Source organism: Caulobacter sp. 602-2 (assembly GCF_011043625.1).
Classification (GTDB): domain Bacteria; phylum Pseudomonadota; class Alphaproteobacteria; order Caulobacterales; family Caulobacteraceae; genus Caulobacter.
The window spans coordinates 351,988-373,511 of record NZ_JAAKGT010000002.1 but is presented as its reverse complement, the minus strand read 5'-3'; the positions used below and the strand labels follow the sequence as shown (position 1 = coordinate 373,511).

Sequence of the window (21,524 nt, the reverse complement as noted above, 5' to 3'; positions counted from 1 at the left end):
ACTTACCCGGGGTCACGACGAAAACCATGTTATCCGAGCGGCCGCGAAAGACGGCGCGCAGGGAGGATCGGATGACTGGAGCCGCCGCCGTCGACTTCGCCCGCATGCCCACGCTGGGCGACGTCGCCCGCTATCACGCGCAGGAACGGCCAGACGCCGTGGCCTTCGCGTTCGAGGGACGCGAGACCCGCTTCGAAGAGCTCGACCGCCATACCAACCAGGTGGCCCGGGCTCTGGTCGCCGAGGGCCTGAAGCCGGGCGACCGCATCGCCTATGTCGGCAAGAACAGCGACCTCTATTTCGAGATGCTGCTGGGCGCGGCCAAGGCGGGCGTCGTCACCGCCCCCATCGGCTGGCGCCTGGCCCCCGCCGAGATCGCCTACATCGTCGCCGACACCGAGGCGAAGATGGTGTTCGTCGGCCCCGAACTGGTCGATCACGTGGGCGAGGTGGCCAAGCTGCTGGAGGGGCCGCGGCCGCCAGTGGTGGCCATGGAGCCGGGCGGTCCGGCCGACCTGCCGCTGTTCACCGCCTGGCGCGACGCCCAGGACCACGCCGACCCGGCCACCCCGTTGAAGTCGTCCGACGTGGTGCTGCAGCTCTACACCTCGGGCACCACGGGCAAGCCCAAGGGGGCGATGCTGACCCACGATAACCTGCTGGCCATGCGCAAGGCCGCCGCCGAGCGCGCGCCGATGGACTGGAACGTCTGGGGTCCCGACGACGTCAGCCTGGTGGCCATGCCGGTGGCCCATATCGGCGGCACGGGCTGGGGCCTGGTGGGCCTGTTCAACGGCGCCAAGGGCGTGGTGGCGCGCGAGTTCGACCCGACCAAGGTGCTCGACTTCATCGAGAAGGACCGGGTGTCGAAGATGTTCATGGTGCCCGCCGCGCTGCAGATCGTGGTGCGGCTGCCCCGCGCGCGGCAGATCGACTATTCGCGCCTCAGCCACATCCTCTATGGCGCGGCGCCGATACCGCTGGACCTGCTGCGCGAGTGCATCGAGGTGTTCGGCTGCGGCTTCGTCCAGCAGTACGGCATGACCGAGACCACCGGCACGGTGGTCTACCTGCCGCCCGAGGACCACGATCCGGCCGGCAACAAGCGCATGCGCTCGGCTGGCCTGCCCATGCCGGGGGTCGAGCTTCGCATCCTCAACGAGGCCGGCGGCGTTCTACCCGCCAACACCGTCGGAGAGATCGCCGTGCGCTCATCGTCGAACATGGCCGGCTACTGGAAGCTGGACGCGGCCACCGCCGCGACCATCGACGCCGACGGCTGGCTGCGCACCGGCGACGCCGGCTATCTGGACGAGGACGGCTATCTCTTCATCCACGACCGGGTGAAGGACATGATCGTCTCCGGCGGCGAGAACATCTATCCGGCCGAGGTGGAAAGCGCCGTCTACGGCCATCCGCACGTGGCCGAGGTGGCGGTGATCGGCGTGCCCGACGACAAGTGGGGCGAGGCGGTCAAGGCGGTGGTGGCGCCCAAGCCCGGCGTCACGCCCGATCCGGAAGACATCATCGCCTTCGCCCGCACGCGCATCGCGCACTTCAAGGCGCCCAAGAGCGTCGACTTCGTCGAGGCCTTGCCGCGCAACGCCTCGGGCAAGATCCTGCGCCGCCAGCTGCGCGAACCGTACTGGGCCGGGCGAGAGCGACGGGTGAACTGATGGACGATCCCCTTTCGCGCGCCGCCGCGCGACTTCTGGCGCCCGACGGGGGACCGGCTATCGACTTTTCCGCGCCGCCTGGCGCGGCGGCCCTGACCTCGCCGGACTCGGTGTCGTGGCGGGTGTTCAAGAACCCGGTGTCGCTGTTCGTCGGCGGGATCACCGCGGTGATCCTGGAACTGGCCGAACCGCGCGTGCGCTCGGGCGTCTGGGATCATTCCAGCTTCAAGGCGCAGCCGCTGAAACGCCTCAAGCGCACGGGCCTGGCGGCGATGGTCACGGTCTACGGCCCGCGCGAGGTCGCCGAGAAGATGATCGCCGGCGTCGTGCGCATGCACGGCCATGTCACCGGCGAGACCCCGGCGGGCGTCGCCTACCAGGCCAATGACCCGACGCTGCTGGACTGGGTGCAGGCCACCGCCAGCTTCGGCTTCATCGAGGCCTATCACGCCTATGCCTGCCCGCTGAGCCAGGTCGAACGCGACGCGGCCTTCGCCGAGGCCGCTCCGGGCGCGCGGCTATACGGCGCGACCGGCGCGCCGACCTCGGAAGGCCAGTGGAAGCGACAGCTGGCGGTGATGCTGCCCAGCCTGGAGCCGTCGGAGATCGTCTTCGAGTTCCTCGACATCATGACGAATACGCCGCTGCTGCCGGGGCCGCTGCGGCTGATCCAGAAACCGCTGGTGCGGGCGGCGGTGGCGATCACGCCGGTTGAGGTGCGCGCGCGCCTTGGACTGGGCGAGGCCTTCGACCTGAACGGCGTGGAGCGGCGGTTGGTGCGCCTGGCCGGGGCGAGCGCCGACAAGATGCCGATCAAGGGCTCGCCGGCGGTCGAGGCCACCCGGCGCATGGGCCTGCCGGACGACTATCTCTACCGGCGGCGGGCGCGCGCCTGAGCCCCGCGCCCTCGATAAGGCGGGCAGGGGTGTAGGATCGTGATCGAGCCGGGCGTCCTTGGGGAAACCGCAAGGGAGCATGGACATGAGAAAGCTGATCGTCGCCGCCTTCGTAAGCTTGGACGGGGTCATGCAGGGCCCGGGCGGACCGGACGAGGACCGCCGCGGCGGCTTCGCCCATGGCGGCTGGGTCGCGCCCTATTCCGACCCGGTCACCGGCCAGGCGGTGATGTCGCTGGTCGAGGCGCCGTTCGACCTGCTGCTGGGCCGCCGCACCTACGAGATCTTCGCCGCCCACTGGCCCTACCAGGATCCGGCCAACCCGATTGCCGAGCGCTTCAACGCCGCGACCAAGCACGTCGCCACCCGCGATCCCCACCTGCCGCTGACCTGGGAGAACAGCCGCATCGTCGGGCCGGACGCGGCGGAGAGCGTGCGGCGGCTCAAGGAGCAGCCGGGACCGGACCTCCTGACCCAGGGCTCCACCCAGCTGGTCCATGCCCTGCTGGCGGCCGACCTGGTGGACGAGATGCAGCTGATGGTCTTCCCGCTGCTGCTGGGGCCGGGGCGGCGGCTGTTCGACGAGGCCGCCGCCCCGGGCGCCTGGACCCTGACCGGCTCGATCCTGGCCGACACCGGCGTGGTCGTGAACCGCTACCGCCGCGACGGCCCGGTGCGCACCGGCTCGTTCATGGTGCAGCCCCCGAGCGAGGCGGAGCTGAAGCGGCGGGCGGAGTGGGCGGGGGAGGGGTGAGGCGCCGGACTCAACTGACATGTAGCGCGTTCAACAGCCTATCCCATTGTCATCCCGGCCGTAGCGCAGCGGAGCGCCGGGATCTCCCACCGTTCCGCATCGGCAGGCGTGGGAGATCCCGGCTCTGCGGATCGCTGTCGCGCTCCTCCGGCCGGGATGACATGTTTCTTTTGAGCTCCGATCTCTAAGCCACCTCGACCGGCGTCAACATCGCGGTCGCCGGTTCGCGGGCCTTGCCGGGCGCGGCGATCGTGAAGGCGCCCTTCAGGCGGATGTCGGCCGAGGACGAGCCGATCATCAGGTCGACCCTGCCGGCCTCGACCCGCCAGCCCTCGGGGCTCCAGATCGCCAGCTGGGCGGCGGCGAGGGTGAAGGTCACGCGCCTGCGCTCGCCGGGTTTCAGGGTCAGCCGCACGAAGCCGCGCAGTTCCTTGACCGGCCGCGCGACGCTGGCGACCGGGTCGCGGACATAGAGCTGCACCACCTCGTCGGCGCTCGCCGATCCGGTGTTGGCCACGGTCAGCGAGACCTTCACCGCACCGCTCGGAGCGATGCTCTCGCGGTCGATGGCCAGGTCGGCATAGGCGAAGGTCGCGTAGCTCAGGCCGTGGCCGAACGGGAACAGCGGGCCGATGTCGACGTCGTGGTAGCGGGCCGTGTCCTTGGCCAGATCCGGATCGGCCGGGCGGCCGGTGGGAACATGGGCGTAGTAGGTCGGCGACTGGCCGGTGGCGCGCGGGAAGCCGACGGGCAGGCGGCCGCCCGGCGCGGCCTTACCGAACAGGATCTCGGCCAGGGCTGGGCCGGCCTCGACGCCGAGGAACCAGGTCGCCAGCACGGCGGGGGCCTTCTCCAGCACCTCGGGCGCGACCAGGGGGCGGCCCGACGGCAGCAGAACGACGACGGGCTTGCCCGTGGCCAGCACCGCGCGGGCCAGGGCGCTCTGGGCGCCGGGCAGGGTCAGGTCCGACCGGCTGCGAGACTCGCCGCTGTGGTCGAAGTCCTCGCCGACCATCAGCAGCACGAGGTCGGCGGCCTTGGCGGCCTCGACGGCGGCGGGAATGCCCGTCTCGTCGTCGCTGCGCGGACCGGCACCGGCGACGTGGACGATCGTGGTCCCGGCCGGAGCGATCGCCTCGAGCGCCGGCAGCAGCGGGGCGACGTCGCCGACCTGGCCGCGCGCCTTCCACGAGCCCAGCTGTGAGAGGTTGTCGGTCGCCAGCGCCCCGATGACGGCGATCCTCTTCGTCGAGGGCGCGATCGGCAGCAGGCCGCCGTCGTTCTTCAGAAGCACCACGGCCTTGCGCGCCGCTTCGCGGGCGATGGCGCGGTGCTCGGCGCCGACGAAGACGGTCTTCTCCCGCTCGGGATCGCCGAAGCGGTAGGGATCGTCGAACAGCCCCAGCCGCATCTTGGCGGTCAGGATCCGGGTCACCGCCTGGTCGAGCAGCGGCAGCAGGGACGGATCCTGGCCGATCGCGGTCTTCAGGTGGGCGGCGTAGACGCCGCTGGCCATGTCCATGTCGATCCCGGCTTTCAGCGCCAGGGCGGCGGCCTGCACCGGGGTCTCGGCGATGCCGTGGTTGATCAGTTCTAGGATGGCGTTCCAGTCGCTGACCACCAGGCCCGGCCAGGCCCATTGGGTCTTGAGCACGCCGCGCACCAGGGCGGCGTTGGCGGTGGTGGGCGCGCCGTTCAGGTCGTTGAAGGCGGTCATCATCGTGCCCGCGCCGGCCTTGGCCGCCGCATGAAAAGGCGGCAGGTAGACCTCGTTCAGCGTGCGGTCCGACAGCTCGGCGCTGTCGTAGTCGCGGCCGCCGACGGCCGCGCCATAGGCCCCGAAATGCTTGGCGCAGGCCAGGATCGAGTCTTTCGCGGCAAGGCCCTCGCCCTGGAAGCCGCGCACCTGGGCGGCGGCCATGACCGATCCGAGATAGGGATCCTCGCCGGCCCCCTCGACGATGCGGCCCCAGCGCGGGTCGCGGGCGATGTCGACCATCGGGGCGAAGGTCCAGTGCAGGCCGCTGACGGCGGTCTCGACGGCGGCCATGCGGGCGGTCGCGCGCACGATCTCCGGGTCGAAGGTCGCGGCCATGGCCAGCGGCACGGGATAGAGGGTGCGGAAGCCGTGCACCACGTCGATGGCGAACAGCAGCGGGATCTTCAGCCGCGACTCCTCGACGGCCGTGCGCTGCAACTCGCGCAGGAAGGCCGCGCCGGCCACGTGCAGGTACGAACCGACGCCGCCCTTGCGCACGAGGTCGAGGGCGGTCGCGTCGATCTTGGAGTTCAGCGCCTTCTGGCGGCCGCCGGCCGGCTGGTGGGTCTGGCCGATCTTCTCGTCCAGCGTCATCTGCGCAAGGAGCGCGCGGACCCGGGCCTCCTGGTCTGCGCCGAGGGCGGGCAGGGCGGGCGCCAGGCCCAGCGCGGCGCCGGCGGCCAGCAGCGCGCGGCGGTCGATCAGCGGTCCCATGGCGTTCGTCTCCCTTCGATCGTCGCATGCGGTCGTTGGGCAGGGAGACCACAATGGTTTGACAACGCTGTCAACGCTTGGTTGTCCAAACCGGCCTCGCGGGCGAAAGTCCTCCTTAACCGACCCGGCGGAAGGTGCGGCCGACAGGGCGAGGCAGGCGGACCATGAAACCGACGTTCCAGGAGGGCGCGCAGTGATCGTCGCGGTGCTGCAGGCCCGGATGAGCTCGACCCGGCTGCCGGGCAAGGTGCTGGCCGACGTAGTCGGCGCGCCGATGGTCCTGCGCCAGGTCGAACGCCTGCGCCGCGTGGCCTCGATCGAGCGACTGGTGACGGCGACCTCAAGCGAGGCCAGCGACGATCCCTTGGCCGAGACCCTCGAAGCGGCGGGCGTCGACGTGTTCCGCGGTCCGCTGGACGACGTGCTGGGCCGGTTCGCCGGCGCGGTCGCGGGCCTGGACGACGACGACCTGATGCTGCGCCTGACGGCCGATTGCCCGCTGGCCGATCCGGTGCTGATCGAGGCGCTGATTGCCAGACACCTGGCCGGCGGCGCGGACTATTCGGCCACCACCCTGCCGCACCGGACCTATCCGATCGGGCTGGACGCCGAGATCCTGAGCGTGGGCCTGCTGCGGCTGGTGGCGAACGAGGCGAGCGACCCCTACGAGCGCGAGCACGTCACCCCCTTCGTCTACCGCCGGCCCGAGCGCTTCGCCCTGGGCGGCCTGACCCAGGCGGTCGACGAAAGCCAGGTGCGCTGGACGGTCGACCTGCCGTCGGACCTCGAATTCGTGCGGGCGGTCTATGAGGCGCTTTACCCGGCTAAGCCGGGCTTCGGTTCCGAAGACGTCCGGTCGCTGGTGCGCAGCCGGCCGGATCTGCGAGACCTGGGCGGACTGCCGCGGATCTAGGCGGCGGGCAGGTCCGACAGGTCGAAGCCCTTGGCGATCAGCCGCTCGCGAGCGGCCTCGCGCGCGGCTCCGCGCCATTCGCTTTCCAGAAGGCCAAGGCCGATCACGTCCAGCGGCTGGCCGCCCTTGACCACGTGGCTGCGCAGCAACGCCTCGCGCGTGAAGCCGAAGCCCTCGTGCAGGCGCCAGACGGCCTTGTTGCTCTCGATGACCTCGCACCACAGCTTGGCCAGGCCCAGCACGCCGAACACGTATTCGATCACCCAGTACTCGACGAAGCTGCCGACGCCCAGGCCGCGCACCGACGGGTCGGCCAGGTAGTAGGCCCAGGCGCAACGGCGGTTGCCCAGGTCGATGTCGGCGAGGTTGGCCAGGCCCACCGGATGGCCGTCCAGTTCGATGATCCAGTAGCGAACCGTCGGATTACTCCCCAGGCGGGCGAACCAGGCGGCGTGCTCGCCCTCGGAGATCAGGTGGTCGCTGTACATGTAGGGGGCGACGGCGTCGGAGTTGCGCCATTCCAGCAGTCGCGCCTGGTCGTGCGCCGCGACGGCGCGCAGGGTGACTTTGGGCATGACAGGGGGTCTCGACGCTTGACGGGCTTACGTGCGGGTAAGTGTCAGGTGAGCGTCGCGTGATTGTTTCCGAAACGGGGCGAAATCAGGGCGATGAACCGCTCGGCCGTGCGCTGGGCGCCCAGGCCGTCGCAGACCTTGGCGGCGGCGGCGGACATCTCGCGCCAGGCGTGCATGTCCTCGGCCAGGGCGAGGAACGCCGGCTGCAGGCCCTCGCGCACGGCCTCGCCGTCCAGCGACCGATGCGCGCCCAGGTCCGACAGCGCCTGGGCCGCCTCGCGCTGGTTGTCGGCCAGCACCAGCGACACGGTCGGCAGGCCCAGCACGCAGCGCTCCCAGCTGCTGGAGCCGGCCGCGCCGATGGCGAGGTCGGCCCGGGCGGTCAGCCGGGGCATGTCGCGGCTGTCGACGTGCAGGGTCAGGCGCGGGTCGACCGCGGCGATTTCACGCAGGGTCGGCAGGCTGGGCGCCTGGCCGCCGACCACGACGTCGAGGGCCCGCTCGCCCAGCACCGGCAGCAGGGCGCCGACGGTGCGCGCAGTGATCCCGCCGACGTCGGTCAGGCCCAGCGAGACCAGCACGCGTTCCACCTGCGTGGCGGCGGCGCGGCGGGCCAAGGCTTCGCCTCGCAGGGTGGCGAAGGCGGGCGACAGGGCGGCGTGGTTCGGGCCGAGCAGCAGTTCGGCGTGGGCCGGGACGAGGCCGGCATAGTCTTCGGCCCGCCGCGTCACGCCGGCGTCGAGCAGCAGGTCGGCGGCCAGCGGACGGTCGGCCAGGTCGTCGACGACGAGGGCGGGGCGGCCCTCGGCGATCCGGCGGTGGTCGGCCGCGACGAGGTCGTAGTGATCGAAGACGATGGCGTCGTAGCCGGTCGCGAGGCCGGCGGCGCCGGCGACCAGGCCTTCGTCGGCGAAGGTCGCGGCCAGCAGGGAAGGCGAGGCGAAGGTCTCGATCAGCCCGGTCACGGCGGGCGGTCCGGCGAAGGCGCAGGTCGCGCCGCCTGCCTCCAGCGCGCGGGCGAGGTTCAGGCTGCGCATGAAATGGCCGCCGCCGACGCTGGCGCCGGCGTTGACGACGAAGAGGATGCGTTCTCCAGCCATGCACCGGGCCTAGCACAGGCCCGGTTGGCGGGCGAGCGTCAGGCCTGGCCCTGGTGCTCCACGTGGCCGTCCAGGACCTCGGTGCGCGAGAACACCTCTTCCTGGCCGTCGAGCAGCAGCTCCTCGGCCGCCACGTGGTCGCGTTCGGCCTCGGCCAGCACCTGGCGCAGAGCGTCGACCTCGGTGTCGGCCTCGACGAGCACGCTGCGCAGCGGGGCGTGGCCCTCGCCCAGCCGGATCTCGATGCGCCATTGAGCGGACATGGTCGGGTCTCCCTTCAGCCAGACTGATAACGCAAGCGGCCCTGCGTGGTTCGCTTGGCCCGTGCGGGGCGTTGCGCGATCCGCAAGGGTCGGCGAGGTTGCCGGCCGCGACACAGTCGGAAGGGATTCTATGGATCGGCGCGAAGCTTCGCTTGAAGGGATCAGCCGTCGCGGACTGATGGCCGGTGCGGCGGGCCTGGCCGGGCTGGCGGTGGCCGGCCGAGCGTCGGCGCAGGCGAGGGGGTCCGAGCGGGTCGAGGCGCTGATCGCCAAGATGACCATCGACGAGAAGGCCGGCCAGCTGTCGTGCTACGCCGACATGATCCGCCCGCCGGTGGGCGACATGAACCCGGCCATCAATCTGCGCAACACCCAGCAGCTGCTGGCCGAGACCCGGGCGGGCAAGATCGGCACGCTGATGAACGGCGTCGGCGTCGAGGGCGCGCTGCTGGCCCAGACGGCGGCGGTGGAACACTCGCGCCTGGGCATCCCGCTGCTGCTGGCGGCCGACGTCATCCACGGCTTCAAGACCGTCTATCCGATCCCGCTGGCCGAGGCCGCCAGCTTCGACCCGCCGCTGGCCTACCGCACCGCCCGCGCCGCCGCGCAGGAGGCCACGGCCCATGGCCTGCACTGGACCTTCGCGCCGATGGTCGACGTGGCCCGCGACGAGCGCTGGGGCCGGGTGGCCGAGGGCTCGGGCGAGGACGTGTTCCTAGGCGAGGCGCTGGCCCAGGCCCGGGTTCGCGGCTTCCAGGGGCCTGACCTGACGTCGCCTGACTCGATGCTGGCCTGCGCCAAGCACTTCGCCGCCTACGGCGCGGTGGCCGCGGGCATGGACTACAACACCGTCGAGCTGTCGGAAGCCACGCTGCGCGAGGTGCACCTGCCGCCGTTCCAGGCCGCCTTCGAGGCCGGCTGCCTGACCGCCATGTCGGCCTTCAACGACATCAACGGCGTGCCGGCCACGGCCAACAAGCGCCTGCTGACCGACCTGCTGCGCGGCGAGTGGGACTTCAAGGGCGTGGTCATCTCCGACTACACCGCCGACCAGGAACTGGTGGCCCACGGCTACGCCGCCGACGATCGCGACGCCGCGCGCCTGGCGATTCTGGCGGGCGTCGACATCAGCATGCAGAGCGGGCTCTACAGCCGCTACCTGCCCGAACTGGTCAAGAGCGGCGCAGTGCCGATGGCGGTGGTCGACCAGGCCGTGCGCCGGGTGCTGATGCTGAAGGAGGCCATCGGCCTGTTCGACCAGCCGTTCCGCTCGATCGACCCCAAGGCCCAGGCCGCCCGCACGGCGACGCCGGCCATGCGCGCCCTCTCGCGCGAGGCGGGCGCCCGCTCGATCGTGCTCCTGAAGAACGACGGGAACCTCCTGCCGCTGCCGCGCTCGGGCAAGCGCATCGCCCTGATCGGGCCGTTCGCCGACGACCGCGACAACATCCTGGGGCCGTGGGCGTTCTTCGGCGACAAGAGCCTGGGCGTCGACCTGGCCACGGGCTTTCGCCAGGCCATGGCCGATCCCAACCTCTTGCAGACCGTCAAGGGCAGCGACGTCGAGGCCTCGATCCCCGGCGGCATCGAGGCGGCCGTGCGGGCCGCCGCCGCCGCCGACATCGTCGTGCTGGCGATCGGCGAGGGCCAGAACATGTCGGGCGAGGCCCAGTCGCGCACCGACATCGGCATCCCCAAGCCGCAGATGATGCTGGCCGAGGCCGTGGCGGCCGTCGGCCGTCCCACTGTCGTGCTGCTGCGCCACGGTCGGGCGCTCGTTCTGGACGGCGCGGTCAAGAACGCCCCCGCCATCCTGGCCACCTGGTTCCTGGGTACCGAGACCGGCCACGCGGTGGCCGACGTGGTGTTCGGCGCGGTGAACCCCTCGGGCCGTCTGCCGGTCAGCTTTCCCTACGAGAGCGGCCAGCAGCCCTACGCCTACAATCACCGCACGACGGGTCGCCCGGCCCCGGCCGACAGCGAGATCCAGGAGTACAAGGCCCGCTGGCGCACGGTGAAGAACGAGGCGCTGTACCCGTTCGGCTACGGCCTGGCCTACACCACCTTTTCCCTGTCGAACCTGAAGCTGTCCTCGCCGACCCTGGCCTGGAACGGAAAGCTGCAGGTCAGCGCCCGGGTGACCAACACCGGCAAGCGCGAGGGCGTGCATGTGGTGCAGCTCTACACCCGCGACCGCGTGGCCAGCCGCACCCGGCCGGTGCGCGAGCTCAAGCGCTTCCTGCGGGTCGCCCTGAAGCCGGGCGAGAGCCGCGACGTCACCTTCGAGCTGGAGCGCGGCAGCCTGACCTTCTTCGGCGAGGGCGACCGCTGGACCGCCGAGCCGGGCGTGTTCGACGTCTGGGTGGCCAGCAGCGCGGTCGACGGGCTGAACGCCCAGTTCACGTTGCTGGCTGGATAGATCACGCGCCCTTCTCCCCTTGCGGGAGAAGGTGTCGGCGAAAGCCGACGGATGAGGGGTCTCTCAAATATCGGACGCCGCGCCCGGCCTGTCCGCCTTCGCGGCGGCGCCGGTCATCGACCCCTCACCCGACCTCGCTTTGCGAGGCCACCCTCTCCCGCAAGGGGAGAGGGGGATTCCTATCGAACAACCCCCGCACCCAGTCGTTGACGTAGCCGTCGATCACCAGGTGCACGCGGTCCTCGGTTCCGTGGTTGGCGACGCTGTGGGGGTCGGTGAGCTTGAGGTACCAGGCACTGCCGGCCTCCATCACCACGCGGCGACCGTTGAGGCGGAAATCGACATCGGGGTTGGTGACCACCGGCACGTGGAAGCGCACCAGCAGCGAGCCGGCGTCGAGGTCTTCGTCGTGGTGAGTCTTGATGACCGAGCCGGGGGCCAGCTTCATCAGCCGGGCGCTGGTGGCCTGGAACGGGAAGGCGGCGATCACCTCTCGGAAATACGGGCAGGGGGCCAGGAACGGCGTGTCCTCGAACGCCGTCGCGCCCGGGTCCGAATAGATCATCATCACCGGGTGGCTGGCCCCGGCCTGGCTGCGCAGGGGGATGACGCTCCAGTCGCCCTCGTAGTTCTGGGTCACGAAGTGGGCGATCCAGTCGGCCCCGGCCGTCAGGGCCGTAAGGTCGGCGCGCAGGCGCGCCGGATCGAAGGCGAACGGCAGCTTCAGGCGGTCTGGAAATCCCATCGCCCGAGCCTATTGTGCCGCTCTTCAACCGACAAGGGCTAGGGGCGGGCATGCAACTTACGGCGGACGCGACGCGGGACCTGGAAGCCTTCATGGCGCGGCTGGCCGAGGACGTCGTCGCCTGCGCCAGGCTTGCCGAGCTGTTCCGCGACGAGGACTTCGTCCGCGAGGCGCAGGCTGTGGCCGCCGGCTGGGGGCTGGCCGCCCCGGGCCTGGCCGAGCGACTGGTCAGGCGGACCGTGGTTGCGCGTCGGGCCGCGCCGCCGGCCGGATGGCTGCCGGTCGCCGTCTCGCCCGGCGAGGACGCGGTCGACTGGGCCTTCTTCGGCGCGCGCCGGCTGGCGGAGTCGTTCTTCGGCGAGAGCGTCCCCAAGGTCTGGTCGCTGCCGTTGAACCGGCTGTTGCGGCTGCGCACGCCGCTGTCGGCGCTGGAGGGGCTGGCGGGACCGGCCCCCGACGGCCTCGTCTTCCACATGTCGCGCTGCGGTTCGACCCTGCTTGGCCGGATGCTGGGGGCGCCGTCGGGGGCGACCGTGCTGTCGGAGGCCGCGCCGATCGACCACGTCGTGCGCTGCGACCTGCCCCGTGATCGCAAGGTCATTCTGCTCCGTGGCGTCGTGGCGGCGCTGGGCCGGGCGCGCGGCGCGGGGGACGAGCGGTTGTTCCTCAAGCTGGACTGCTGGCACGCCCTGGCCTTCGACCTCTTCCGCGAGGCCTTTCCGCAGTCGCCCTGGCTGCACCTCTACCGCGCGCCGGCCGAGGTGATGGTCTCGCACGCCCGCTCGCCGGGCATGCAGATGGTTCCCCAGGTGGTGGCGCCGGCCGTGTTCGGCCTGGCGCAGCCGGCGACGCCGGACGCCGACTACCAGGCCGCGGTGCTGGCGGCGATCGGCGAGGCGATGCTGGCGGCGCTTGCGGCCGACGAGGCGGGGCTGCTGGTGAACTATGCGATGCTGCCCGAGGCGGTGGCTGGGCGAGTGCTGCCGCATTTCGGCTGGCGCCCCGAGGCGGCGGAGCGCGAGGCGATGGCGGCGGCCGCCAGGATCGACGCCAAGACGCCCGAGCGGGCGTTCGCGCCGGATGGCGCGGCCAAGCGCGCCGAGGTCGATCCGGCGATCCGGGCGGCCTGCGCGGCCCGGCTGGACGGCCTGCACGCGCGGCTGGAGGCGGCGTCGGGCGGTCGGATCTGACTGTGGGGAAGGGAATAAGGGTGGAAGGGGCGCATCTGGGATTGGGGGGGTGATGCGCCCCTTCCGGTCGCGGCGTGTCCGGGGGGATGCCGCCGCGATCAGCCCCGCACCGTCGCGCGGGGATCGGTTGGGGGAGGGGCCTTACCCTCCCCGATCAGTTCAGGACCCCTTGCTGGCGGGAGCGCCGCCGCCGAGGACCTTGTAGAGCGTGACCAGGTTGCTGGCCCGGGCCAGGCGCGCGTTGATCAGGCCTTGCTGGGCCGTGTACTGCGTGCGCTGGGCGTCGAGCAGGACGAGCGAGCTGTCGACGCCGCGGTCGTAGCGCAGCTTGGTCAGTCGCGCGGTGTCGGCGGCGGCGGCGGCCACCCGTTCCTGGGCGGCCAGGCGGTCGCCGATGGTGGCCTGGGTGGCCAGCGCGTCGGAGACCTCGCGGAAGGCCGTCTGGACGGTCTTCTCGTAGGTCGCCACGGCGATCTTCTGGCCGGCCTTGGCGCTGTCCAGCCCGGCCTTGTTGGCCCCGCCGGCGAAGATCGGCACGCTGATGCTGGGCGCGAAGCTCCAGCTCTTGGTGCCGCTCTTGAACAGGCCGTCGAGGTCGGCGCTGGCGCTGCCGTACGAACCGGTCAGGCTGATGCGCGGGAAGAAGGCCGCGCGGGCCGCGCCGATGTTGGCGTTGGCGCCCATCAGGCTGTGCTCGGCCGCCAGCACGTCGGGACGACGGGTCAGCACGTCCGAGGCCACGCCCGCCGGCAGATCGGGAAGGATCTGGGCGGTGATCAGGCCGCCGGCCGGCTGCAGGTCGGCCGGAACTTCCGCACCCACCAGCAGGCGCAGGGCGTTCTTGTCGCGCTCGACCTGGGCCGTGTAGGTGGCCACGTCGGCCCGGGCCGTTTCGGCCAGGGTCTGCGAGGTGCGCAGGTCCAGCTGCGAGGCCGCGCCGACGTCGAACTGGCGCTGGGCCAGGGCGAGGCTGTCTTCACGGCTCTTCAGCGTGTCCTTGGCCAGGGCCAGCAGGTCCTGGTCGGCCGCCAGGGTCAGCCAGGCGTTGGCCGTCTCGGCGATCAGGCTGATCTGCGTCGCCCGGGCGGTCTCCTCGGTGGCCAGGTAGCTGTGCAGCGCCTGGTCCTTGAGGCTGCGCACGCGCCCGAAGATGTCGAGCTCGTACGAGGTGACGCCGACGGTGGCGTTGTAGTTCTCGATCTCCAGCGAGCCCGATCCGCCGATCGCCGAGCCGAAGCCCGAGGCCGCGGTCGGGGTCTCGCTCTTGGTGCCCGAGAGCGTGCCGTTGACCGTCGGCAGCAGGGCCGCGCGCTGGATGCGATAGGTGGCGCGGGCCTGCTCGATGTTGAGCACCGCGACCCGGAGGTCGCGGTTGTTGGCCAGGGCCAGGTCGATGGTCCCCGCCAGGCGAGGGTCTTCGAACACCTGCTTCCAGGCGAGGTCGCCGGCCGAAGCCGTCTGGCCGTTGGCCGAAGCCGTGGGCCAGGTGGTGGCGACCGGCAGGGCCGGTCGCTCGTACTTCGGGGCCATGGTGCAGGCGGCCAAGGGACCAGTGAGGGCGCTGGCCGCCAGCAGGGTGAGGGTCAGGTTACGAAGCATCTCAGTGGCTTTCCACCGGGGTGGCGGGGGCCTCGTCGTGGTGACGGGGCTTGGGCTTGAAGATCCGTTCGACGATCACGAAGAACAGCGGGACGAAGAAGATCGCCAGGATGGTCGCCGACAGCATGCCGCCGATGACGCCCGTACCGATCGCGTGCTGGCTGCCCGAACCGGCCCCGTTGGAGATCGCCAAGGGCAGCACGCCGAAGACGAAGGCCAGCGAGGTCATGATGATCGGACGCAGACGGATGCGGACGGCTTCCAGCGTGGCTTCCACAAGGTTGCCGGTGCGCTCGAAGATCTCCTTGGCGAACTCGACGATCAGGATGGCGTTCTTGGCCGCCAGGCCCATGGTCGTGAGCAGGCCCACCTGGAAGTAGATGTCGTTGGACAGGCCGCGCAGGGTGGTCGCCAGCAGGGCGCCGACGATGCCGAGCGGGATGACCATGATGACCGACAGCGGGATCGACCAGCTCTCGTAGAGGGCCGCCAGCAGCAGGAACACCACCAGGATCGAGATCGCGTACAGGGCCGGAGCCTGGTTGCCCGCTTCACGTTCCTGGGCCGACAGGCCGGTCCACTCGTAGCCGATGCCGGCCGGCAGCTGGGCGGCGATCTTCTCCATGGCCTTCATCGCGTCGCCCGAGCTCTTGCCCGGGGCCGGAGCGCCCTGGATGTTCATCGACGACAGACCGTTGTAGCGCTCCAGACGCGGCGAGCCGTAGACCCAGCGGGTCGTGGCGAAGGCCGAGAAGGGCACCATCTGGCCGCTGCTGTTGCGGACGTACCAGTTGTTCAGGTCTTCGGGCTTCATGCGGTAAGGCGCGTCGGCCTGCATGTAGACCTTCTTCACCCGGCCGCGGTCGATGAAGTCGTTGACGTACGAGCCGCCCCACGCCGCGCTGAGCGCCGCGTTGATGTCGGCCGTGGTCAGGCCCATCGAACCGGCCTTGGCCTGGTCGATGTCGATCTTCAGCTGCGGGGTGTCTTCCTGGCCGTTGGGACGCACGCCGACCAGGTTGGGATCCTGGCCAGCCATGCCCAGGACCTGGTTGCGGGCCGCGGTGAGGGCGTCGTGGCCCACGCCGCCGATGTCCTGCAGCTGGAAGTCGAAGCCCGACGAGGTGCCCAGTTCCGGCACGGCCGGCGGCACGACGGCGAACACCATCGCATCGCGGATCTGCAGGAACTTGCCCATGGCGCGGCCGGCGACGGCCGGAGCCTTCAGATTGGCGGCCTTGCGTTCGTCGAAGTCCTTCAGGCGGACGAAGGCGAGACCGGCGTTCTGACCCGCGCCGCTGAAGCTGAAGCCCGAGACGGTGAACACCGACTGCACGGCGTCCTTCTCTTCGTCCATGAAGTGGCTGCGGACCTGGTCGAGGACGCCCAGGGTGCGTTCCTCGGTGGCGCCCGGCGGCAGCTGGACGAGGGTGATCATGATCCCCTGGTCTTCTTCCGGCAGGAAGGCGCTGGGCAGGCGGACGAACAGCAGGCCCATGACCAGGATGATCACGCCGTAGATGGCCATCCAGCGGACACTGCGGCCGAGGATCTTGCGGACCCCGCCCTGATAGCGTCCCGAGACGTCGTTGAAGCTGCGGTTGAACCAGTTGAAGAAGCGGTTGAAGAAGTTGATCACCGCGCCCAGCAGGCCCGGATGATCGGTGCGCAGAGCCTCGCCGTGGGCGCGGTCGTGCGGCTTCAGCATGGTGGCGCAGAGCGCCGGCGTCAGCACCAGGGCGACCACGACCGACAGCATCATCGCCGAGACGATGGTGATCGAGAACTGGCGGTAGATGACGCCTTGCGAGCCGCTGAAGAAGGCCATCGGCACGAACACCGCCGACAGCACCAGCGCGATGCCGATCAGGGCGCCGGTGATCTCGCCCATCGACTTGCGCGTGGCCTCGACGGGGGACAGGTGCTCCTCGCTCATCACCCGCTCGACGTTCTCGACCACGACGATGGCGTCGTCGACGAGCAGGCCGATGGCCAGCACGAGGCCGAACATGGTCAGGGTGTTGATGGAGTAGCCGAAGGCCGCGAGGATGCCGAAGGTGCCCAGAAGGACGACCGGGACGGCGATGGTCGGGATCAGCGTGGCGCGCCAGTTCTGCAGGAACAGGAACATGACGATGAAGACCAGGATGATGGCTTCGACCAGCGTCTTGATCACTTCGTGGATCGACAGTTCCACGAACGGCGTGGAGTCGTAGGGAACGACGTACTTGTAGCCGGCCGGGAAGTTCTTCTCGAGCGTGGCCATCTGCTCCTTCACCGCCTTGGCGGTGTCGAGGGCGTTGGCGCCGGGGGCCAGGCGAATGGCCAGACCGGCGGCCGGACGGCCGTTGAACTTGGCGGTCGAGACGTAGCTTTCGGCGCCCAGCTCGACGCGGGCGACGTCGCGCAGGCGGACCAGAGCCCCGCCCGTGCTGTTCTTGACGATGATGTTCTCGAACTCTTCGGGCGTCTGCAGGCGCGACTGGGCCGTGATCGTGGCGTTCAGGCCCGTGCCCGGCAGGTTGGGCGTGCCGCCCAGCTGGCCGGCCGAGACTTGCGCGTTCTGGGCCTGGATGGCCGCCGACACGTCGGAAGGCGTCAGGCTGTAGGACGACAGCTTGTTCGGGTCGAGCCAGATGCGCATGGCGTACTGGGCGCCGAACAGCTGCACTTCGCCCACGCCGTCGACGCGGCTCAGCGGGTCCTGGATGTTGGACGCGATGTAGTCGGCCAGGTCGGTGTTGGTGGTCTTGTCGTTCTCCGAATAGAGGCCGACGACCATCATGAAGTTACGGGCCGACTTGGCGACCGTCAGGCCTTGCTGCTGCACTTCCTGCGGCAGCAGGGCGGTGGCGGTCTGCAGCTTGTTCTGGACCTGCACCTGGGCGATGTCGATGTCGGTGCCGGCCTTGAAGGTCAGGGTGACCGTGGCCGAACCCGAGCTGTCGCTGGTCGACGACATGTAATCCAGGCCGTCGAGGCCCTTCATCTTCTGTTCGATGACCTGGGTGACGCTGTCCTCGACCGTCTTGGCCGAGGCGCCCGGATAGTTGGCGGAGACCGAGACCTGCGGCAGGGCGATCTCGGGGTATTGGGCGATCGGCAGCGTGCGGATGGCGAGCGCCCCCGCCAGCATGATCACGATCGCGACCACCCATGCGAAGATGGGTCTGTCGATGAAGAAACGGGACAGCATTTGGGGCCGGCCTTAGCGTTGAGCGGTGATGACGGCGGGCTTCACGGGCGCGCCAGGACGGACCTTCTGCAGGCCTTCGACGATGACCTGATCGCCGACCTTCAGGCCGGAGGTGACCAGCCACTTGTCGCCGACGGTCTGGCCGACGGTGATCGGACGAACCTCGGCCACGCCCTTGGCGCCGACCACGGTGACCGTGGCGTTGCCCTTCGGGTCGCGGCTGACGCCGGCCTGCGGGATCAGCACGCCGTTGGAGGCCACGCCCTTGCCGAGGGTGGCGCGGACGTACATGCCCGGCAGCAGGGCGCCGTTGGGGTTGTCGAAGGTGGCGCGCAGGCCGAACGAGCCGGTGGTCTGGTCGACGGTGACGTCGGCGAACTCCAGGCGGCCCTGGACCGGGTAGGTCGAGCCGTCTTCCAGCTTCAGGCTGACCTGGGCCGAACCCGAGCGGCCCAGCTGGCCGCCGGCCAGGTCGCGCTGCAGCTGCAGCAGCTCGGCCGACGACTGGGTCAGGTCGACATAGATCTTGTCGAGGTTCTGGATGGTGGCCAGCGCCGTGGCCTGGCTGGCCGTGACCAGCGCGCCGGGGGTCACCGAGCTCTTGCCGATGCGGCCCGAGATCGGGGCGACGACGCGGGTCCAGCCCAGGTTGATGCGGGCGGTGTCGAGCGCGGCCTTCTGGGCGGCGACGTTCGCCGAGGCTTGCTGAGCGGCGGCCTGGGCGTCGTCGTTGTCCTGCTTGGAGACGGCGTTGACGGCGACCAGTTCCTTGTAGCGGTCGGCCTTCAGCTTGGCGGCGGTGTAGGTCGCCTGGGCCTGGGCGAGGCCCGCCTGGGCGCTGTTGACCTGGGCTTGGAAGGTCGCCGGCTCGATCTGGTAGAGCGGCTGGCCGGCGCGGACGTAGGAGCCTTCCTGGAACAGGCGGGCCTTCACGATGCCGCCGACCTGGGGACGCACTTCCGAGACCAGGTAGGCCGAGGTGCGGCCCTGCAGTTCGCTGGTCAGGGTCACCGGCTCGGTCTTGACGACCACCACGCCCACGGGCGTGGGGCCGCCCGCGCCCATGCCGCCCGCGGCTCCGCCCTTGCCTTGCCCGCAGGCGGCGAGGGTGAGCGAGACAGCCGCCAGAAGAACCGCCGAAGCGGCGAGCGGACGTTTGATAGCCATGGATATCCCCGGAGCGACAGGCTGCCGCAGGGGGGGAGGTCCCCTTGACGACGCGCCTATGATGAACAATTTGAGAATGAACGTTCATTCTCAATTGCGCTGGACATAGGCCCGGGGTAAGGCGAAGTCAACACCCCGTCCTGCCGGCTCGGTTGACCTGACGGAAATGTAATGGAGAACGGGACCGCTCGATGGTCGACGTGAGTTCAAGCGCCAAGCCGACGCCGGAGGCGCGGCGGCAACAGATCCTGGATGCGGCCTGCGATGTTGTGCGCCAGGCCGGCTTCCATGGCGCCAGCATGGCCGAGATCGCCAAGGCCGCCGGCCTGAGCGTGGGCCAGATCTATCGCTACTTCGAGAACAAGGAAGCCATGGTCGCGGCGATCGTCGCCCAGGACCTGGCCGAGATGCGCGAGAAGTTCGCCGAGCTGGAAAGCCGGCCGGGCACGCTGCTCGACGCCATGCTCGATCACATCGATGAGGCGGTCAGCAAGTGCTACGACCCGCGGCGTGCGCCGCTGGTGCTGGAGGTGATGGCCGAGGCGTCGCGCAATCCCAAGGTCGCCGCCATCGTCCGCGCCGCCGACGATCAGGAGCGCGCCCTGGCCAGCCAGATGCTGGAGCGCAGCCGCAAGCCCGAATGGAGCGACGAGGAGTTCGCCGCCCGCACCGAGATGATCGGCGCGATGTTCGACGGCCTGGTCATCCGCAGCGTCAACCACCCCGAACAGGATCGCCAGGCCATGGCCACGGTGATGAAGTCGGTTTTGACCTGCCTTCTGGGGTAAGCGGTTTCCGCTGCCGACGGGATCAGGCGATCAGCCGGGTCTCCAGGCCGACGTTCTGGTGGCCGTCGGCGGCGAGAAGGTCGCGCAGGGCGCGCCACACCGCCTCGTGGCGCGTATCTGCGCCCTTGGCGACGAAACGAGCGTTGTTGCGGGCCGCAGTCTCGCGGGCGAGATCGCCTAGGGTAAGCTCGCCATAGGCGCCCGGGTCGAGCCGCAGAAGCGCGACGCCGGCCGCGACGCCGGCCGCCAGCCAGGGCCACAGGGCGGGCTGGAACAGCGCGACGACGGCGCCGGGCGCCGCCGCAAGGCACAGGCATAGGCCCAGGGTTCCCGCCCAGCCGCTTGGCGGCGCGGGCAGTTTCAGGCCGAGCTCCCGCGTCAGCGAGGCGTACAGGCGCTTGGGCGGCAGGCGGGTAAGAGTGGCGAGGCGCGACGTGGGACCCGCGCGCGGATCGGTCCTGCCCTGCTGCTCCAGCGCGCCGCGCAGTGCGTAGAACGCCATGCTGGTGGCGCACAGGCCGGCCTCGTCGGTTCCGACCCGCCGCACCAGCGCCCAATAGAGATCGCCGACAGTGCGCCAGTCGCCGGCCTCGTCATCGAAAGCGACGCCGAACGACGCCTCGATCTCGCGCAGCAGGTCGATGTCGTCGCCGTCTCCGGCCAGGCCGAGCGTATCCAGGAAGGTGTGGGGATCGCGTCGCGACATGGCGCCACGATCCCACGGTCGGGCTCTGCTCGGCAAGCCGCGCTACGGCACCAGATACCGTCGCAGGGCCGGAACCGCGACGGCCAGTTCGTCGGTGACGATCTTCGAGAAGTAGTCGGCGCCGTCGCGGCCCAGGTGGGTGTAGTCGAACGACAGCTTGGCCTGGCCCATCGGCTCGACGGCGGCGTTGTTCTGGGCCTGCGGGGGCTTGGCGGGGCTTGCGCCCGGCGCGGGCGGGGCCGCCGGCTGGGCGCTGATCGTTGTGCCGGTCCTGGCGGCGGCCAGCACCTCGGCCGGGGGCGGCTGCTGGGCGAAACGCGTGGCTTCGGCCGCGCCCATCGCCTGGACGGCGGCGTAGGACTTGGCGTGCAGGTCGACGAGCGGGGTCTTGGTCTCTGCGGCGACCTTGCGGGTCGCCTGCGCCCAGGGGCCAAGGTCGTCGATCAGCTTGCCGCCCTCGAACTGGCGGCGGGTCAGCGGGGTGACCAGCACCGGCTTGCCGCCGGCGGCCCGCACCTCTTCGACATAGCGCTTGAGGTTGGCGGGATATTCGGTGGCCAGGTCCGTCGAGCGGCCCGGCTTGCCCGGCTGGTCGTTGTGGCCGAACTGGATCAGCACATAGGTGTCCTGGAAGCCGCCGGCGGCGATCTCCTTCATGGCCAGCCGCCACGAGCCCTCGGTGCGGTAGTTGCCGCTGGAGCGGCCGCCGCGCGCCAGGTTGATGCAGGCGGCGAACGAGGTCAGGTGCTGGCCGCAGAAGCTGGGGCCCCAGCCGCCGATCACGGCGGTGGTCGAGTCGCCGATCAGCACGATCTTCACGGCGCGAAACATCGGCGGCTCGGGTTCGGCGGCCGGAGCCTGGGCCGAAGCGGCGAAGGGCGCGGCGACGAGGGCGGCGGCGAGGAGGAGGGACTTCAGGCGCATGTCGGGCTCCGAGGTCTGAGGAAGGAAGATGCTCCCCCTTTGGGGGAGCTGTCGCGGAGCGACGGAGGGGGAAGCCGCCCTGCGGGCGGCCCCCTCCGGCCCTTCGGGCCACCTCCCCCAGAGGGGGAGGATCTGAACGA

The 21,524-nt window shown here is 70.5% G+C and carries 17 protein-coding genes; 7 read left to right on the top strand and 10 right to left on the bottom strand.

Features of this window, described 5'->3' with window-relative positions; translation table 11 throughout:
• The first annotated feature begins 71 nt into the window (after nt 1-71).
• The 3 genes from G5B46_RS06205 to G5B46_RS06195 all read left to right on the top strand — a co-directional run bounded on the left by G5B46_RS06205 (nt 72) and on the right by G5B46_RS06195 (nt 3,326).
• On the top strand, nt 72-1,676 hold the full coding sequence (locus G5B46_RS06205; RefSeq protein WP_165257037.1) for a fatty acid--CoA ligase: 1,605 nt from the start codon (nt 72-74) through the stop codon (nt 1,674-1,676).
• Complete coding sequence (locus G5B46_RS06200) at nt 1,676-2,572, top strand: oxygenase MpaB family protein (RefSeq protein WP_165257036.1); 897 nt, start codon at nt 1,676-1,678, stop codon at nt 2,570-2,572. Before G5B46_RS06205 ends, G5B46_RS06200 begins: the two co-directional genes overlap by 1 nt.
• Nucleotides 2,573-2,657: 85 nt before the next feature.
• Nucleotides 2,658-3,326 carry a dihydrofolate reductase family protein gene (locus tag G5B46_RS06195; RefSeq protein ID WP_165257035.1) on the top strand — a complete coding sequence of 223 codons (669 nt, stop codon included), beginning with the start codon at nt 2,658-2,660 and terminating at the stop codon, nt 3,324-3,326.
• Between the two features lie 184 nt (nt 3,327-3,510).
• On the opposite strand, the gene G5B46_RS06190 is transcribed toward G5B46_RS06195, so the two are convergent.
• Nucleotides 3,511-5,799 (bottom strand): glycoside hydrolase family 3 N-terminal domain-containing protein, encoded by a 2,289-nt coding sequence (locus G5B46_RS06190; protein WP_165257034.1) that lies wholly within the window; start codon nt 5,797-5,799, stop codon nt 3,511-3,513.
• 193 nt (nt 5,800-5,992) lie between these two features.
• Here G5B46_RS06190 and G5B46_RS06185 point away from each other — a divergent pair, with 193 nt between their 5' ends.
• Entirely contained in the window at nt 5,993-6,712 is a 720-nt protein-coding gene (locus G5B46_RS06185) for a glycosyltransferase family protein (RefSeq protein WP_165257033.1), read from the top strand.
• On the opposite strand, the gene pseH is transcribed toward G5B46_RS06185, so the two are convergent.
• From pseH to G5B46_RS06170, 3 genes are read right to left on the bottom strand one after another with little or no spacing between them, the layout of a single operon-like run.
• Nucleotides 6,709-7,287: a UDP-4-amino-4,6-dideoxy-N-acetyl-beta-L-altrosamine N-acetyltransferase gene (gene pseH / locus G5B46_RS06180; protein WP_165257032.1), complete on the bottom strand. Its 579-nt coding sequence runs from the start codon at nt 7,285-7,287 to the stop codon at nt 6,709-6,711. The two genes, G5B46_RS06185 and pseH, sit on opposite strands and share 4 nt — an antisense overlap.
• 44 nt (nt 7,288-7,331) lie before the next feature.
• A complete protein-coding gene (pseG, locus tag G5B46_RS06175) occupies nt 7,332-8,387 on the bottom strand; it encodes a UDP-2,4-diacetamido-2,4,6-trideoxy-beta-L-altropyranose hydrolase (protein ID WP_165257031.1) in 1,056 nt (351 codons plus the stop codon).
• A 38-nt stretch (nt 8,388-8,425) separates the two neighbouring features.
• A complete protein-coding gene (locus G5B46_RS06170) occupies nt 8,426-8,650 on the bottom strand; it encodes a hypothetical protein (RefSeq protein ID WP_165257029.1) in 225 nt (74 codons plus the stop codon).
• Between the two features lie 130 nt (nt 8,651-8,780).
• On the opposite strand from G5B46_RS06170, the gene bglX reads away from it, so the two are divergent.
• Complete coding sequence (gene bglX / locus G5B46_RS06165) at nt 8,781-11,069, top strand: beta-glucosidase BglX (RefSeq protein WP_165257028.1); 2,289 nt, start codon at nt 8,781-8,783, stop codon at nt 11,067-11,069.
• Nucleotides 11,070-11,193: 124 nt separating this feature from the next.
• Here bglX and G5B46_RS06160 read toward each other — a convergent pair whose 3' ends face one another.
• Nucleotides 11,194-11,814, bottom strand: coding sequence for an aspartyl/asparaginyl beta-hydroxylase domain-containing protein (locus G5B46_RS06160; protein WP_165257027.1), 621 nt, complete (start codon nt 11,812-11,814; stop codon nt 11,194-11,196).
• A gap of 50 nt (nt 11,815-11,864) precedes the next feature.
• Here G5B46_RS06160 and G5B46_RS06155 point away from each other — a divergent pair, with 50 nt between their 5' ends.
• The gene (locus G5B46_RS06155; protein WP_165257026.1) at nt 11,865-13,004 is read left to right on the top strand and encodes an aspartyl beta-hydroxylase; all 1,140 of its coding nucleotides are present in this window, start codon (nt 11,865-11,867) and stop codon (nt 13,002-13,004) included.
• 159 nt (nt 13,005-13,163) lie between these two features.
• On the opposite strand, the gene G5B46_RS06150 is transcribed toward G5B46_RS06155, so the two are convergent.
• Genes G5B46_RS06150 through G5B46_RS06140 form a run of 3 tightly spaced genes read right to left on the bottom strand, consistent with a single transcriptional unit; the run spans nt 13,164 to nt 18,966 of the window.
• On the bottom strand, nt 13,164-14,603 hold the full coding sequence (locus tag G5B46_RS06150) for an efflux transporter outer membrane subunit (protein WP_165257025.1): 1,440 nt from the start codon (nt 14,601-14,603) through the stop codon (nt 13,164-13,166).
• Nucleotide 14,604: 1 nt separating this feature from the next.
• Entirely contained in the window at nt 14,605-17,799 is a 3,195-nt protein-coding gene (locus G5B46_RS06145) for an efflux RND transporter permease subunit (RefSeq protein WP_165257024.1), read from the bottom strand.
• Between the two features lie 12 nt (nt 17,800-17,811).
• Nucleotides 17,812-18,966, bottom strand: coding sequence for an efflux RND transporter periplasmic adaptor subunit (locus tag G5B46_RS06140; RefSeq protein ID WP_165257023.1), 1,155 nt, complete (start codon nt 18,964-18,966; stop codon nt 17,812-17,814).
• A gap of 191 nt (nt 18,967-19,157) precedes the next feature.
• Between G5B46_RS06140 and G5B46_RS06135 the strand changes: the two genes are divergently transcribed.
• Nucleotides 19,158-19,754, top strand: a complete 597-nt coding sequence (locus G5B46_RS06135) for a TetR/AcrR family transcriptional regulator (protein ID WP_058347813.1) — start codon at nt 19,158-19,160, stop codon at nt 19,752-19,754.
• Between the two features lie 22 nt (nt 19,755-19,776).
• Here G5B46_RS06135 and G5B46_RS06130 read toward each other — a convergent pair whose 3' ends face one another.
• Together G5B46_RS06130 and G5B46_RS06125 are read right to left on the bottom strand one after the other, a co-directional pair.
• Nucleotides 19,777-20,460: a hypothetical protein gene (locus G5B46_RS06130; RefSeq protein WP_165257022.1), complete on the bottom strand. Its 684-nt coding sequence runs from the start codon at nt 20,458-20,460 to the stop codon at nt 19,777-19,779.
• A gap of 42 nt (nt 20,461-20,502) precedes the next feature.
• The gene (locus G5B46_RS06125; protein ID WP_165257021.1) at nt 20,503-21,384 is read right to left on the bottom strand and encodes a rhamnogalacturonan acetylesterase; all 882 of its coding nucleotides are present in this window, start codon (nt 21,382-21,384) and stop codon (nt 20,503-20,505) included.
• Nucleotides 21,385-21,524 lie beyond the last annotated feature (140 nt).

Excerpts from the sequence above, each read along its gene's own strand:
- G5B46_RS06205 (WP_165257037.1), top strand. The coding sequence starts at position 72 with ATGACTGGAGCCGCCGCCGTCGACTTCGCCCGCATGCCCACGCTGGGC.
- G5B46_RS06200 (WP_165257036.1), top strand. The coding sequence starts at position 1,676 with ATGGACGATCCCCTTTCGCGCGCCGCCGCGCGACTTCTGGCGCCCGAC.
- G5B46_RS06195 (WP_165257035.1), top strand. The coding sequence starts at position 2,658 with ATGAGAAAGCTGATCGTCGCCGCCTTCGTAAGCTTGGACGGGGTCATG.
- G5B46_RS06190 (WP_165257034.1), bottom strand. The coding sequence starts at position 5,799 with ATGGGACCGCTGATCGACCGCCGCGCGCTGCTGGCCGCCGGCGCCGCG.
- pseH (WP_165257032.1), bottom strand. The coding sequence starts at position 7,287 with ATGCCCAAAGTCACCCTGCGCGCCGTCGCGGCGCACGACCAGGCGCGA.
- pseG (WP_165257031.1), bottom strand. The coding sequence starts at position 8,387 with ATGGCTGGAGAACGCATCCTCTTCGTCGTCAACGCCGGCGCCAGCGTC.
- G5B46_RS06170 (WP_165257029.1), bottom strand. The coding sequence starts at position 8,650 with ATGTCCGCTCAATGGCGCATCGAGATCCGGCTGGGCGAGGGCCACGCC.
- bglX (WP_165257028.1), top strand. The coding sequence starts at position 8,781 with ATGGATCGGCGCGAAGCTTCGCTTGAAGGGATCAGCCGTCGCGGACTG.
- G5B46_RS06160 (WP_165257027.1), bottom strand. The coding sequence starts at position 11,814 with ATGGGATTTCCAGACCGCCTGAAGCTGCCGTTCGCCTTCGATCCGGCG.
- G5B46_RS06155 (WP_165257026.1), top strand. The coding sequence starts at position 11,865 with ATGCAACTTACGGCGGACGCGACGCGGGACCTGGAAGCCTTCATGGCG.
- G5B46_RS06150 (WP_165257025.1), bottom strand. The coding sequence starts at position 14,603 with ATGCTTCGTAACCTGACCCTCACCCTGCTGGCGGCCAGCGCCCTCACT.
- G5B46_RS06145 (WP_165257024.1), bottom strand. The coding sequence starts at position 17,799 with ATGCTGTCCCGTTTCTTCATCGACAGACCCATCTTCGCATGGGTGGTC.
- G5B46_RS06140 (WP_165257023.1), bottom strand. The coding sequence starts at position 18,966 with ATGGCTATCAAACGTCCGCTCGCCGCTTCGGCGGTTCTTCTGGCGGCT.
- G5B46_RS06135 (WP_058347813.1), top strand. The coding sequence starts at position 19,158 with ATGGTCGACGTGAGTTCAAGCGCCAAGCCGACGCCGGAGGCGCGGCGG.
- G5B46_RS06130 (WP_165257022.1), bottom strand. The coding sequence starts at position 20,460 with ATGTCGCGACGCGATCCCCACACCTTCCTGGATACGCTCGGCCTGGCC.
- G5B46_RS06125 (WP_165257021.1), bottom strand. The coding sequence starts at position 21,384 with ATGCGCCTGAAGTCCCTCCTCCTCGCCGCCGCCCTCGTCGCCGCGCCC.